Source organism: Mediterranea sp. ET5, assembly GCF_023337025.1.
GTDB lineage: Bacteria > Bacteroidota > Bacteroidia > Bacteroidales > Bacteroidaceae > Phocaeicola_A.
Genome location: NZ_JAMBLN010000001.1, coordinates 1 through 13,067, shown reverse-complemented (window position 1 = coordinate 13,067; position 13,067 = coordinate 1). Strand labels below are relative to the sequence as shown.

Annotated in this window: 10 protein-coding genes and 4 tRNA genes; 6 read left to right on the top strand and 8 right to left on the bottom strand. The window is 48.8% G+C overall.

Annotated elements, in window-relative coordinates; all coding sequences use genetic code 11:
- Window positions 1–87: 87 nt before the first annotated feature.
- From M3087_RS00070 to M3087_RS00035, 8 genes are all read right to left on the bottom strand, one after another.
- Entirely contained in the window at window positions 88–1,113 is a 1,026-nt protein-coding gene (locus tag M3087_RS00070) for a threonine aldolase family protein (protein WP_022386096.1), read from the bottom strand.
- Window positions 1,114–1,192: 79 nt separating this feature from the next.
- On the bottom strand, window positions 1,193–2,467 hold the full coding sequence (serS, locus tag M3087_RS00065) for a serine--tRNA ligase (RefSeq protein WP_022386097.1): 1,275 nt from the start codon (window positions 2,465–2,467) through the stop codon (window positions 1,193–1,195).
- Between the two features lie 128 nt (window positions 2,468–2,595).
- Window positions 2,596–2,859 (bottom strand): 50S ribosomal protein L27, encoded by a 264-nt coding sequence (gene rpmA / locus M3087_RS00060; protein WP_022386098.1) that lies wholly within the window; start codon window positions 2,857–2,859, stop codon window positions 2,596–2,598.
- Window positions 2,860–2,879: 20 nt separating this feature from the next.
- The gene (gene rplU / locus M3087_RS00055) at window positions 2,880–3,197 is read right to left on the bottom strand and encodes a 50S ribosomal protein L21 (RefSeq protein WP_022386099.1); all 318 of its coding nucleotides are present in this window, start codon (window positions 3,195–3,197) and stop codon (window positions 2,880–2,882) included.
- Window positions 3,198–3,368: 171 nt separating this feature from the next.
- Window positions 3,369–3,887 (bottom strand): C40 family peptidase, encoded by a 519-nt coding sequence (locus tag M3087_RS00050; RefSeq protein WP_022386100.1) that lies wholly within the window; start codon window positions 3,885–3,887, stop codon window positions 3,369–3,371.
- 123 nt (window positions 3,888–4,010) lie between these two features.
- Window positions 4,011–4,955 (bottom strand): thioredoxin-disulfide reductase, encoded by a 945-nt coding sequence (gene trxB, locus M3087_RS00045; protein WP_022386101.1) that lies wholly within the window; start codon window positions 4,953–4,955, stop codon window positions 4,011–4,013.
- A gap of 29 nt (window positions 4,956–4,984) precedes the next feature.
- On the bottom strand, window positions 4,985–5,623 hold the full coding sequence (locus M3087_RS00040; protein WP_249092889.1) for a LolA-like putative outer membrane lipoprotein chaperone: 639 nt from the start codon (window positions 5,621–5,623) through the stop codon (window positions 4,985–4,987).
- Window positions 5,624–5,646: 23 nt separating this feature from the next.
- Window positions 5,647–8,142, bottom strand: coding sequence for a DNA translocase FtsK (locus M3087_RS00035; protein WP_022386103.1), 2,496 nt, complete (start codon window positions 8,140–8,142; stop codon window positions 5,647–5,649).
- Between the two features lie 388 nt (window positions 8,143–8,530).
- On the opposite strand from M3087_RS00035, the gene M3087_RS00030 reads away from it, so the two are divergent.
- From M3087_RS00030 to M3087_RS00005, 6 genes are all read left to right on the top strand, one after another.
- Window positions 8,531–10,843 (top strand): ATP-dependent helicase, encoded by a 2,313-nt coding sequence (locus M3087_RS00030; RefSeq protein ID WP_249092887.1) that lies wholly within the window; start codon window positions 8,531–8,533, stop codon window positions 10,841–10,843.
- 98 nt (window positions 10,844–10,941) lie between these two features.
- A complete protein-coding gene (nspC, locus tag M3087_RS00025; protein WP_249092886.1) occupies window positions 10,942–12,135 on the top strand; it encodes a carboxynorspermidine decarboxylase in 1,194 nt (397 codons plus the stop codon).
- Between the two features lie 79 nt (window positions 12,136–12,214).
- A tRNA-Gly gene (locus M3087_RS00020) sits at window positions 12,215–12,287 on the top strand.
- Window positions 12,288–12,330: 43 nt separating this feature from the next.
- A tRNA-Leu gene (locus M3087_RS00015) sits at window positions 12,331–12,412 on the top strand.
- 30 nt (window positions 12,413–12,442) lie between these two features.
- Window positions 12,443–12,526, top strand: a tRNA-Leu gene (locus M3087_RS00010).
- Between the two features lie 6 nt (window positions 12,527–12,532).
- Window positions 12,533–12,605 (top strand) — tRNA-Gly (locus tag M3087_RS00005).
- Window positions 12,606–13,067 lie beyond the last annotated feature (462 nt).

Below are 13,067 nucleotides of genomic sequence, written 5' to 3'. Positions count from 1 at the left end.
TTCAGCCTACGGGAAACATCCTGTTGCATCATAAAAAAGGTGGCATCTTCTTTGCGGAGGGTGCCACCTTTGTTTTAGCAGGTATTCTTATAAAAGTTCAATCAGTGCGTCCACATCCTCTTCGCGGGTCGCCCAGCTCGTAGCGAACCGGACGGCGGAGTGCGATTCGTCGATGACCGCCCACGTCTCGAAGGTCGCATGGCGGTGCAGTTCCTCCTTCTGCCGGTTGTCGAGAATCACGAACTGCTGGTTGGTCGGCGAATCCATGAAGAAACGGTAGTGCCTGTCAGCAAATCCCTTCTTGAGCTTCTCTGCCATGTCGTTGGCGTGCCGGGCGATGCGGAAATACAGCCCGTCGGTGAACAGCGTGTCGAACTGGATGCCCAGCAGACGTCCCTTTGCCAGGAGGGCACCGTGCTGCTTGATGATGGGGAAGAAGTGAGTCAGCAGCCGAGGATTGGTCACGACGACCGCTTCGCCGAACAACGCCCCGACTTTCGTCCCACCGATGTAGAAGACATCGCTCCAGCGTGCAATATCTTCCAGCGTGACATCTGCCGGCGTGGCCGTCAGTCCATAGCCCATCCGCGCCCCGTCGATGAAGAGCGGGATGTGGTGGCGGTGGCATGTTTCGCTGAGCGCCTCCAGTTCCTTCCGGCTGTAGAGCGTGCCATATTCAGTCGGGAAGGAAATGTACAGCATCCCCGGAGCCACCATGTGTTCGTAGGTCGCATCCTGGTAAAACGACGTGATGTAGCGGTCCACATCCTCTGCCTGGACCTTCCCGTCGGTTTGTGGCAAGGTCAGTACCTTGTGCCCGCTGGCTTCGATGGCTCCGGACTCGTGCACGTTGATGTGTCCGGTCTCGGCAGCCAGTACGCCTTCATACGTGCGGAGCAGTCCGTCGATGACCGTGGCGTTGGTCTGTGTGCCCCCTACCAGGAAATGTACGGCAGCCTCGGGACAGTTGCAGGCTTGCCGGATTTTCTCTTTGGCACGTTGTGTGTAGATGTCGCAGCCATAACCGGGTGTCTGTTCCAGGTTTGTCTGCAGGAGACGTTCCAGGATGAGCGGATGCGCTCCCTCCATGTAGTCGCAGTCGAAATGTAGCATGTTGAGTCAGGTGTAAAGATAAAAGCACGAACCCGCAAGTTCCCCGGATTCGTGCTTTGTGTGAATTTATTAGTATGAATCAGTCGATCATGTCGAAGCCGCAATACGGAACGAGTGCCTTCGGGATGCGGATACCCTCGGGTGTCTGGTTGTTCTCCAGCAATGCAGCCACGATACGCGGCAATGCCAGTGCAGAGCCGTTGAGGGTGTGGCAGAGTTCCGTCTTCTTTTCCGCCGTACGGTAACGGCACTTCAGGCGGTTTGCCTGATAGGTGTCGAAGTTGGATACGGAGCTGACTTCCAGCCAACGTTGCTGAGCTTCCGAATAAACCTCGAAGTCATAGCAGATGGCAGAGGTGAAGCTCATGTCTCCTCCGCACAGACGAAGGATGCGATAGGGGAGTTCCAGTTTCTTCAGCAGTCCTTCCACGTGGTCCAGCATTTCCTGGTGTGACTGACGGGAATGCTCCGGCTTGTCGATGCGCACCAGTTCCACCTTGGAGAATTCATGCAGGCGGTTCAGTCCGCGTACTTCCTTTCCATAGGAGCCGGCTTCCCGACGGAAACACTCCGTGTATGCGCAATTCTTGATCGGGAGGTCCTTCTCATCGAGGATGACATCGCGGTAGATATTCGTGACAGGCACTTCAGCCGTCGGGATGAGGTAGAGGTCATCGACTTCGCAATGATACATCTGTCCCTCCTTGTCAGGCAGCTGTCCCGTGCCGTATCCCGATGCGGCGTTCACGACCGTCGGCGGCATGATTTCCGTATAGCCTGCCTCGCGTGCCTCATCCAGGAAGAAGTTGATCAGCGCACGTTGCAGCCGTGCCCCTTTCCCTTTGTATACGGGGAATCCGGCGCCGGTAATCTTTACGCCCAAGTCAAAGTCGATGATGTCGTATTTCCTGGCAAGCTCCCAGTGAGGCAGTGCGTTCTTGGGCAGTTCTGTCTCCATGCCGCCCATCTTGACCACAACGTTGTCTTCCGCAGTCTTGCCCTCAGGCACTTCGTCGTAAGGGATGTTGGGAATCGTGTAGAGCAGAGCCTGCATTTCGTTGGCAGCCCCTTCCTTGGCTTCCTCCAGGCTTTTGTTGGCTTCTTTGATTTCAGCCACGCGTGCTTTTGCCGCTTCGGCTTCCTCTTTCTTTCCGCTCTTGATCAGTGCGCCGATTGTCTTGGAAGTAGTATTGATTTCGGCAAGGTTGTTGTCGAGTAGTGCTTGTGAGGCTTTTCGTTTATCGTTTAGTTCTATTACTTTAGCGATGACTTCTTTTGCGTGTTCGAAATGTTTCTTTTCCAGTCCACGGATGACTTTCTCCGTGTCGTCTGTAATTTGTTTGATGGTAAGCATATCTGTATGTCTTGTTAAATTCCTGAATGGTATGTAGAATCGCTTGCAAAGATAGAGATTCCTTTGTATAAAATACAAAAAAGGCTCACGGATTTTCCATGAGCCTTTCTATGTCTTCAGTATGAGGTTTACGCTTCAGCCGTCGGGATAATTGATACGTAACTCTTGTTGTTACGTCCCTTTTTGAAGCATACAGTACCATCTACCAATGCGTAAAGAGTGTGGTCACTACCCATGCCGATGTTTTCACCGGGATTGTGCACAGTACCTCTTTGACGAACAATGATGTTACCAGCTTTGCAAACTTGTCCACCAAATATCTTTACGCCTAATCTTTTACTTGCTGATTCACGGCCGTTCTTTGAACTACCAACACCTTTTTTATGTGCCATTTCTACTAAAATTTAAATGATTAAGCAATAACTTGTTTGATTGTTAACTCTGTGAATTGTTGACGGTGACCGTTCAACTTTCTGTAGCCTTTTCTTCTCTTCTTGTGGAATACGAGGACCTTGTCGCCCTTAACCAGATGAGAAACTACTTCGCAAACAACTTTTGCACCTTCTACAGTAGGAGCACCTACCGTTACATTACCATTGTTGTCAACCAACAAAACTTTGTCAAATTCAACAGTTGCGCCGTTTTCAGCATTCTGAATGTGGTGTACAAACAGCTTCTTGCCTTCTTCAGCTTTGAACTGTTGTCCGTTAATTTCTACGATTACGTACATTTTATAATAAGATTAAACGGTTTCTCCGTCAGGTGAATATCGGCCTTCCGATATTACTTCTTCGTACCCGAACGGACTAAATCGGGCGCAAAATTACATCAATCGGTTGATATACACAAATGTTTGTAGAGAAAAAACAGAACAGTATCAGGCTTGCCCTACTAATAAATGTTATTTTACTCTTCCTCCGGAGAGCCAGTAGCGTTTCCAATAGCTTTCATCCAAGTCACTGACGATGACTCCCTGGCTGCTGCTGGCATGGATAAATTTGTTGTTCTTCAGGTAAACACCGACGTGATTGGCAGTGCGTCGGGAACGCTTTCCATGAAAAAAGACGAGGTCGCCTTCCTGCAACTGCCGTTTGCTGATGCGTCGGCAGTCCTTTTTGAGTTGTCCGTCGCTGGAACGTTGCAGCTTGACCTTATATACCTTATTATATAGGGCGGCTGTCAGTCCGGAACAATCCACTCCCTTGCGGTTGCTTCCTCCGTTGCGATAGGGAGTTCCAATCCATTTGGATGCTTCCACGTAGAGACGGTGGTTGTCTTCCTGCTCGATGTCCATTCCCAAGGTGATACCGGCACGTGCCAGTTCGCGGTAATTGTAGGAGGGGGTGATGCTGCGGCACGAAGACAGAAACACAAGAAACAGCAGACACAGGCTGAAGGATAGGAGAGTAGTTTTTCTCATCTCGTAAGTCGTTGGTTGAAGAATAGGAATAGGCAAGCCTTTCGTTCGCTTGCCCAATGAAAAGAACGCAGATGGCATGGCTTGTGATAGCCTGATGTCATCTGCGTTATCCGTTACACGAGCTTAGAGTCCATGTTCGCTCAAGTATCTTTCCACTTCGATGGCTGCCTTGCAACCGCTTCCTGCCGCCGTGATAGCCTGACGGTAGTGCGGGTCGGCCACGTCGCCGGCAGCAAATACGCCGGGTACTTTTGTACGCGGAGTTGCTCCTTCCGTGATGATGTAGCCAACTTCGTCGGTGTCTACGTAGGGCTTAAAGATGTCGGAGTTCGGTTTATGGCCGATGGCGAGGAAGAATCCGTCAATAGCAATGTCGTAACGCTTCTCTTCCGGTTCACCCATCTTGTAGACAACATGTGCGCCTTCAACACCGTTTTCTCCAAACAAGCCTACTGTATTGTGTTCAAAAAGCACCTCGATTTTCGGGTTGTTCAGTACACGGTCCTGCATGATCTTGGATGCACGCAGATAAGGTTTGCGGACAATGAGGTATACCTTGGAAGCCAATCCCGACAGGTAGGTAGCCTCTTCGCAGGCAGTGTCACCACCTCCGACTACGGCTACCACTTTCTTGCGATAGAAGAATCCGTCGCAGGTAGCACAAGCACTGACACCCATACCAGCGTATTTCTTTTCATCTTCCAGTCCCAGGTATTTAGCAGTTGCGCCGGTGCTGATGATGATGGTGTCGGCTTCGATTTCTTTTCCATCGTCAATCGTTACCTTATAAGGAGCTTTGCTGAGGTCAGCTGCTACGGCGATACCGCTGCGGATGTCAGCACCGAAGCGTTCAGCCTGTTTGCGCAAGTCTTCCATCAGTTCCGGTCCGGTAATACCTTCCGGATATCCGGGAAAATTCTCAACTTCTGTCGTCGTAGTCAACTGGCCGCCCGGTTGGATTCCTTCATAAAGGACCGGAGCAATATTTGCACGACCGGTATAAATTGCCGCTGTATATCCGGCAGGACCTGAACCGATGATCAGGCATCTAACTCTTTCTGTACTCATACTGTTTGATCTTATTTATGTGATTCTGATTATCTCAAGTCAATTACTTCAACATTCGGATATTGCTTTGTGTCAAAGATAAACCGATTGTCCGGTAAAAGTAGAGCTTTTTTCAGAGATGTAACTTCTATCTCATTGATATTTTTGTTACAATCTGTTATTTTGATATAAAGAGGTTGCGCATTGCGCTTGTCGACATACAACTTGACAGCCTGAATCTCTTGTTTGGGATTTTCCGCTTGCAGGTCGATTTCGTCGATAGCTTTTCCCTGATAGTTCTTGCATGCCCCTACGCGGTAGGTGTAACCTTGCTTGTACAGGCCGATGAAAGCATAGGGATTGATACTCTGCAGCTCTTCAGGTGTCGGATTGCTGACGTTCACTTCCTGGTTGGCAGGCAGGTAGCTCCACTGTGTCTTTCCATCGAACCACGTGATGGCGGATGGGGTTGTCAGATGAAACTTGTTGCCTTTTACGGCAATGCTTCCGGAGGTTTGATCCTGTTTGTTCCCATTCGTCCAGAATCTGAATTTCACGTCTACCCCCTTATCGTTGAAGATGGCAGCGGTCTTGTCCAACAGCTGACGGGCCTGCGTCTCTTTTTGCGCCTGCACTCCCAAGGTGCAGACGGATAATAATATGCATGATAAAATGTTCCTGATTTTCATAATGATATTGAGCTTACTAAAGTTTATTGTTGCAAATTAGCCAATCGCGTCTCCAGGTCATCCAAGTCTACGCATAGCACTTGACGTGCCTTGCTGCCTTCACTGGGACCGACGATACCTGCATGTTCCAGCTGGTCCATGATGCGTCCCGCCCGGTTGTAGCCAATGGAGAACTTGCGTTGGATAAGGGAAGTCGAACCTTGCTGGTAGCTGACAACCAGTCTGGCTGCATCGGCAAACATCGGGTCGAGTCGGTTCATGTCCACCTCATTCATGCTGCTGTCACTCTCTTCTCCCACATATTCAGGCAGGTAGAAGGCCGACGGGTAGCCTTGCTGGTGGCTGATGTACTCCGTGATGTTTTCCACTTCAGGCGTATCGACAAAGGCGCATTGGATACGGGTCAGTTCGTTTGACTGGGAAATCAGCATGTCTCCACGTCCGATGAGTTGGTCCGCTCCCGGGGTGTCGAGGATGATGCGTGACTCCATCATCGTGGATACCTTGAAGGCAATCCGTGCCGGGAAGTTAGCCCGGATGACTCCCGTGATGATATTGGCGGCAGGACGTTGGGTCGCGATAATCATGTGGATACCCACGGCACGCGCTTTCTGGGCGATACGGGCAATCGGTGTCTCGATTTCCTTACCGGCTGTCATGATCAAGTCGCCGAACTCGTCAATGATGACAACGATATAGGGCAGGAACTTATGTCCCTTTTCCGGGTTCAGTTGCCGGTTGATGAACTTCTGGTTGTATTCCTTGATTTGGCGGACGTTTGCAGCTTTGAGCAATTCATAACGGTTGTCCATCTCGATACAGAGTGATTGCAGCGTCTGTATCACTTTGGTCGGGTCTGTGATAATTGCTTCATTGCCATCGGGCAGTTTCGCCAGGAAGTGCTTCTCGATGGGATTGTACATGCTGAATTCGACCATTTTGGGGTCAACCATGACGAATTTCAATTCTGCCGGGTGCTTTTTATAGAGCAAGGAGGTAATGATGGCGTTCAATCCGACAGACTTACCTTGTCCGGTAGCTCCTGCAACCAGGACGTGTGGCATTTTGCATAAGTCAGCGACAAACACTTCGTTGGTGATGGTCTTACCCAATGCGATAGGAAGGTCGAAAGTTGACTCCTGGAATTTCTTGCTGGCAATGATGTCGCGCATGGGGACAATCTTAGCCTTCGAATTAGGCACTTCGATACCGATCGTTCCCTTGCCGGGTATCGGGGCAATGATGCGGATACCTTTGGCTGCCAGGCTCAGGGCAATGTCACTGCCCAGGTTGCGGATTTTGGCAATGCGCACTCCCTGTGCCGGCGTAATCTCATACAAGGTAATGGTCGGACCGACTGTGGCATTGATGGAAGAGATTTCCACACCAAAGCTACGCAGCACGTCGATGATGCGATCCTTGTTGGCATCCAGCTCATCCCGGTCGATGGACGGAGAGTTGTCCTCGTATTTTTTCAGCAGGTCAATGGTCGGTGCATGGTAGTTCTCCAAATCGAGTTTGGGATTGTAGGGAGGAAGCTGGGTGATTTCGTTGTCTTCTTCCGTTCCACCGATACTGACTTCCATTTCCGGGGCCTTGTCAGGCTTCGGAGGAGTCGGAGGGGGTACTAATGTGCTTTTTTTTTCATCCTCAGGCGTTTCTTCCGCTTCTTCCTCCGTAGTTGTGAGTGTTGCCTGGCGACGGGAGGCGTTTGCAGGCGATGACGGAGTCGTATCCAGATTGAAAGTCAGCGGTTGGGACTCCTCTTCCACATCCTGAGATGTTGTGTCCGGTGTCTTTTCTTCCGTACGTTCTGGTCCTGTTGTATCATTCTGTTGTGGAGCAGGAGCCGCCGCAGCAGCAGACACGGTTGTATCTTTCTTCTTCTTGAGAGACGGATGAAGGATACGGCGTACGACACGGATGGTGGAACGGCTCATATATACAAGGTAAATGACAGCTACCCCCAATAGCAGGAGGATAACTCCCGTAGCACCAATCTGTGAAGACAGCCACATACTGATGTTATGTCCGTGGATTCCGCCCGGGTAGATAAAACTGTTTCCAAACGTACTTTCAAACAAAAAGCCAAAGAAGATAGAACCCCATATCATCAGAATTGTACAGCTGATGAACCATTTCCATATCCGGAAATGATACTCAGCCTTGACAAGCTGCAGACCGGCGATCCCCAAGAAGATTGCGATGAAATAGGCGGAAAAACCGAAGCAGCGATTGATGAGGAATTCTGCAAGAACAGCTCCTCGTGAACCGGTTGAATTCTGTATGTTGTTGTCGACTGAAAGTAGCTCTCCTGCCTCCGGATTCGCTACAATGCTTTGATCGGCACCTCCGTTGAAGAAGAAGGAGGTAAATGCCAGCAATAGGTAGAAAGAGAATATAATACACAAAAGCCCGAAAATGAATTGGACGGTTTCACTTCTCAGGATGTGAATGATATTGCGTAAGGTGGATAATTTGTCTGTAGAAGCAGCAGCTTCTGTCTTTTTTTTCGTCATAGCCTGTTCGAAATTTTACGGATGATTTCGTTTATGGTCATTCTCTAGTTTGTCTGTCATGGCTTGTACAATCATGACTGTTTCTTCCCGGACGGTCTTTAGCTTGTTTGGACAGACTCGTTTTAAATCAAAAATCCACTCAAAAGCCAATGAACAATCGGGTCGAATTTTCATGCAAACTTACGGAATTTCTCCGGAATAAACGAAGAAATCTTCGCGGAAAGCTGTCATTATGTTGGGCACTGCCCGTTTTCTGTAGCGTTTGGTTTCTCTGTCGGGGAGAAAGGTGACGTGCCGGTCAGCTGCTTGAGAGGAAATCTTTTTAGGGCTATGATTTTTTGCCTGTTTATTCTACTTTGTCTAAGTTTGCGCCCAAATAGAAATTCTGATGCAAGCGAGTACAAATTATATAGATGAATTGAATGAGAGTCAGCGGGAGGCCGTGTTGTATATTGACGGACCTTCGTTGGTGATAGCCGGAGCCGGTTCAGGTAAGACGCGCGTATTGACCTATAAAATTGCTTATCTGCTGGAACAGGGCTATGAACCTTGGTCCGTATTGGCGTTGACCTTTACCAATAAAGCCGCAGCGGAGATGAAGAGCCGCGTGGCACGGCAAGTGGGATGGGAGCGTGCCCGGTATTTATGGATGGGAACCTTTCATTCCATCTTTGCACGCATCTTGCGGACGGAGGCTGAGGTCCTGGGCTTCAAGTCCAACTTCACCATTTATGACCAGACCGATTCCCGTAGCCTGATAAAGGCAATCATCAAGGAAATGGGGCTGGACGATAAGACTTACAAGCCGGCTTCTGTTCAGAGTCGGATTTCCAATGCAAAAAACTATCTGGTGTTACCGCAGGCGTATGCCTCCAATACGGAATTGCGGGAGTCGGACCGGGAAGCGAAGATGGGTGATATATATAAGGTATATCTTCGCTATTGGGAACGTTGCCGGCAAGCCGGAGCCATGGACTTTGATGACCTGTTGCTCTATACCTATTTATTGTTTGAAGAACATCCTGAAATTTGTCATAAATATGCGGAACGTTTTGCTTATGTGCTGGTCGACGAGTATCAGGATACAAACTTTGCCCAGCATAGCATTGTGTGGCAACTGACCAGGGAGCGGCAACGTGTCTGTGTCGTTGGCGATGACGCGCAAAGTATCTATTCCTTCCGGGGTGCGAATATCGACAACATTCTGAAGTTTACCCGCCAGTATAAGGATGCCAAGCTGTTCAAGCTGGAACAGAACTATCGCTCGACACAGACGATTGTAAACGCAGCCAACAGTCTGATTGAGAAAAACAGGGAACAGATCCGCAAGGAAGTCTTTTCGGAGAATGAGACCGGGGACCGCATCAAAGTGACAGATGCCTATTCCGATGTGGAAGAAGGAGAGATTGTGGCCAATAAGGTGGTGGAGCTGCATCGGCGGGAAGATATAGCTTATTCCGACTTCGCCATCCTGTACCGTACCAATGCACAATCGCGAATCTTTGAAGAGGCATTGCGTAAACGGTCTTTGCCTTATCGCATCTATGGAGGTCTGTCATTTTATCAGCGGAAGGAAATCAAGGATGTGATAGCCTATTTCCGTCTGGTGGTGAATCCCGACGATGAAGAAGCGTTCAAGCGTATCATCAATTATCCAGCCCGTGGTATCGGCGATACGACTGTCAATAAGATCATTCAGGCAGCCACTGAAGCTCACGTCAGTCTGTGGACCGTTCTGTGCCAGCCTGAGGCGTATGCACTGTCCATTAATAAGGGCACTGCAAACAAGCTGATGGCGTTCCGGCAGTTGATAGCGAATTTTCAGGCACGTGTGATGACGGAGGATGCATACACACTTGGAGCAGACATCATACGTCAGTCCGGTATCATCAATGAAATCTATCAGGACAAGTCTCCGGAAAGCCTGAGTCGTCAGGAGAATGTGGAAGAACTGGTGAATGGTATACATGATTTCTGTAGTACCCGTCAGGAAGAAGGAGAGGCGGAACATGTGTATCTGCCGGATTTTCTGTCTGAAGTATCATTGCTGTCCGACCAGGATATGGATCGTTCTGATTCCGAAGAGAAGATTACCTTGATGACGGTACATTCAGCTAAAGGCTTGGAGTTTAACACAGTCTTTGTCGTAGGCTTGGAAGAGGACTTGTTCCCCAGTGCGATGGCAAAGAACTCTTATCGGGAACTGGAGGAAGAACGTCGCTTGTTCTATGTGGCTATTACCCGGGCAGAGAAACATTGCTTCCTTTCTTTTGCACGGAGTCGGTTCCGTTATGGGCACATGGAGTTTGGCAATCCGAGCCGTTTCCTGCGTGATATTGATGCACGATTCTTGGAACTCCCCCAAAACATGCAGGCTTCTTCCCGACGTGTCACACCGGTGCGCAAGACTACCGAGCCCGTACGTTCCCGTCTTTTTGCAGAAGAACGTCCGAAGGGCAAGACGGAAGCTACGGAGACTCCCCGCTTGAAGAAAATGACCAGCACGGAGCCTGTGGCATCTTCGGGTACGAACAGCTATGGAGTATGTGCCGGTCAACAGATCGAACATGAGCGCTTTGGCATAGGAATAATCGAACGCGTGGAGGGGACGGGAGAGAACTGTAAAGCGACTGTCCGTTTCCAAAATGCCGGAGTAAAGCAACTTCTGTTGAAGTTTGCCCGTTTCAAGGTTATCGGGTAAGCGGTGGAAACCGGTCCATTGCTTCCGGCTGGCTGCAGCTGGGAGTGGCTTCAGCCGAATCGAAATGTGAAATAAATAAATCTACAATAGTTTATAGAATGGAAAGCAACCTTCATTTTTCAAAGGTGTCAGAACATCTGGACATTATCCCTTCTCCTTGTTATGTGATGGAAGAGGAACTGCTTCGTCGGAATCTTGAACTGATTCGTTCGGTCAAGGAACGTGCCGGGGTGGAAATCATATTGGCATTTAAATCATTTGCCATGTGGAAGTCATTTCCGATTTTCCGGGAATATATTCATTTTACGACAGCCAGCTCTCCCTATGAGGCCCGTTTGGCTTTTGAAGAGTTTGGGAGTAAGGCACACACCTATTCTCCTGCTTATACGGAGGAGGACTTCTCTGAAATATTGCGGTGCAGCAGTCATATTACATTCAATTCTTTCAGTCAATATGAACGTTTCTATCCGCAGGTGAAAGCTTATGCGGAACCCATATCGTGTGGCATCCGTGTCAATCCCGAATATTCGGAAGTGGAAGTGGAGCTGTACAATCCCTGTGCGCCGGGTACCCGTTTTGGAGTGACTGCCGATTTGTTGCCGGAGCAGTTGCCTGAAGGAATCGAAGGATTTCATTGTCATTGTCATTGTGAGAGCAGTTCCTATGAGCTGGAACATACGTTGCAGCATTTGGAAGAGAAATTCTCCCGTTGGTTCCCTCAATTGAAATGGCTCAATTTGGGGGGCGGGCATTTGATGACTCGGGAGGACTATGATGTGGAACATCTCATCCGTCTGTTGCAAGGCTTGCAAGCGCGGTTTCCCCATCTGCATCTTATCCTGGAGCCCGGTTCCGCTTTTACCTGGCAGACGGGACCGCTCGTCAGTCGGGTAGTAGACATCGTGGAGAGCCGTGGTATACGTACAGCCATTTTGGACGTAAGTTTTACCTGTCACATGCCCGATTGCCTGGAGATGCCCTATCAGCCTAAAGTACGTGGAGCGGAAACATTGCCGGATGAAGCGGTGAAACATGCAAAGCCCAATGACCCGATTTACCGTTTGGGCGGAAATAGTTGCTTGAGCGGGGACTATATGGGGGCTTGGCGCTTCGATCACTTCCTGCAAGTGGGTGAGCCTGTCATCTTTGAAGATATGATACATTATACAATGGTGAAAACCAATATGTTTAATGGCATCCAACATCCTGGAATCGCCTTGTTGCGTGCGGATGGGACATTAGACGTATATAAGCGTTTTACCTATGAAGACTATAAAAATCGCATGAGTTAGTGATTTTTTTTGTCGAATTGTTTGCAGGTTTCAAAATTATGCCTACCTTTGCAACCGCAATCGAGAAACAAAGATTGATGCGGAAATAGCTCAGTTGGTAGAGCACAACCTTGCCAAGGTTGGGGTCGCGAGTTCGAGTCTCGTTTTCCGCTCAATCAATCGATGAAACCAATCCGGAAGTGTCCGGTATCAGTTGCCCAAGTGGCGGAATGGTAGACGCGCTCGTTTCAGGTGCGAGTGGTTAACAGCCGTGCAGGTTCGAGTCCTGTTTTGGGCACTGATTTTGAAAGCAAATTTTTGACATGCTGGAGAGATGGCGGAATTGGTAGACGCGCTACTTTGAGGGGGTAGTGGCAATTATGCCGTGTGAGTTCGAGTCTCATTCTCTTCACGCTTTGCGGAAATAGCTCAGTTGGTAGAGCACAACCTTGCCAAGGTTGGGGTCGCGAGTTCGAGTCTCGTTTTCCGCTCGTCAGAGGAAGTCTATTGAAAAGATAGTCTTCCTTTTTTTGTATCCAGACCGCTCTGTATTTACAGGGTTCTTCTTATGTTCCTTCTTTCCCCACTCAGCTTATTTTTCATTTGTGGAATTATTATTATCAGTTGTCATGTGCAAGGTGGCACATAGCAGTCTACGCTCTCGTTTATCTATATGGACGTTTGTTTAAATCACAGTAATTTCATGTGTTCTGTCATTTTTGATAAGGTAGAAGAACAAAACTGCAGGTTTATGTATGGCAGTCCATTGTGAAACCGATCGCAGGAGCCTACCTTTGGATACTAATAGTGGTAGGTGTAGAATGCAACGTGATAAAACATAATGAATAGTATGATGTTATCAGGGCTGAACGGATAGGTGGTTGATTCCTGTGTGTTATGAATAAGATATTATTGTTTAAAATCGAAGTATATGTATAGAAAGTTTGTAAGTT

Excerpts from the sequence above, each read along its gene's own strand:
- rplU (WP_022386099.1), bottom strand. The coding sequence starts at position 3,197 with ATGTACGTAATCGTAGAAATTAACGGACAACAGTTCAAAGCTGAAGAA.
- trxB (WP_022386101.1), bottom strand. The coding sequence starts at position 4,955 with ATGAGTACAGAAAGAGTTAGATGCCTGATCATCGGTTCAGGTCCTGCC.
- M3087_RS00070 (WP_022386096.1), bottom strand. The coding sequence starts at position 1,113 with ATGCTACATTTCGACTGCGACTACATGGAGGGAGCGCATCCGCTCATC.
- serS (WP_022386097.1), bottom strand. The coding sequence starts at position 2,467 with ATGCTTACCATCAAACAAATTACAGACGACACGGAGAAAGTCATCCGT.
- rpmA (WP_022386098.1), bottom strand. The coding sequence starts at position 2,859 with ATGGCACATAAAAAAGGTGTTGGTAGTTCAAAGAACGGCCGTGAATCA.
- M3087_RS00030 (WP_249092887.1), top strand. The coding sequence starts at position 8,531 with ATGCAAGCGAGTACAAATTATATAGATGAATTGAATGAGAGTCAGCGG.
- nspC (WP_249092886.1), top strand. The coding sequence starts at position 10,942 with ATGGAAAGCAACCTTCATTTTTCAAAGGTGTCAGAACATCTGGACATT.
- M3087_RS00035 (WP_022386103.1), bottom strand. The coding sequence starts at position 8,142 with ATGACGAAAAAAAAGACAGAAGCTGCTGCTTCTACAGACAAATTATCC.
- M3087_RS00050 (WP_022386100.1), bottom strand. The coding sequence starts at position 3,887 with ATGAGAAAAACTACTCTCCTATCCTTCAGCCTGTGTCTGCTGTTTCTT.
- M3087_RS00040 (WP_249092889.1), bottom strand. The coding sequence starts at position 5,623 with ATGAAAATCAGGAACATTTTATCATGCATATTATTATCCGTCTGCACC.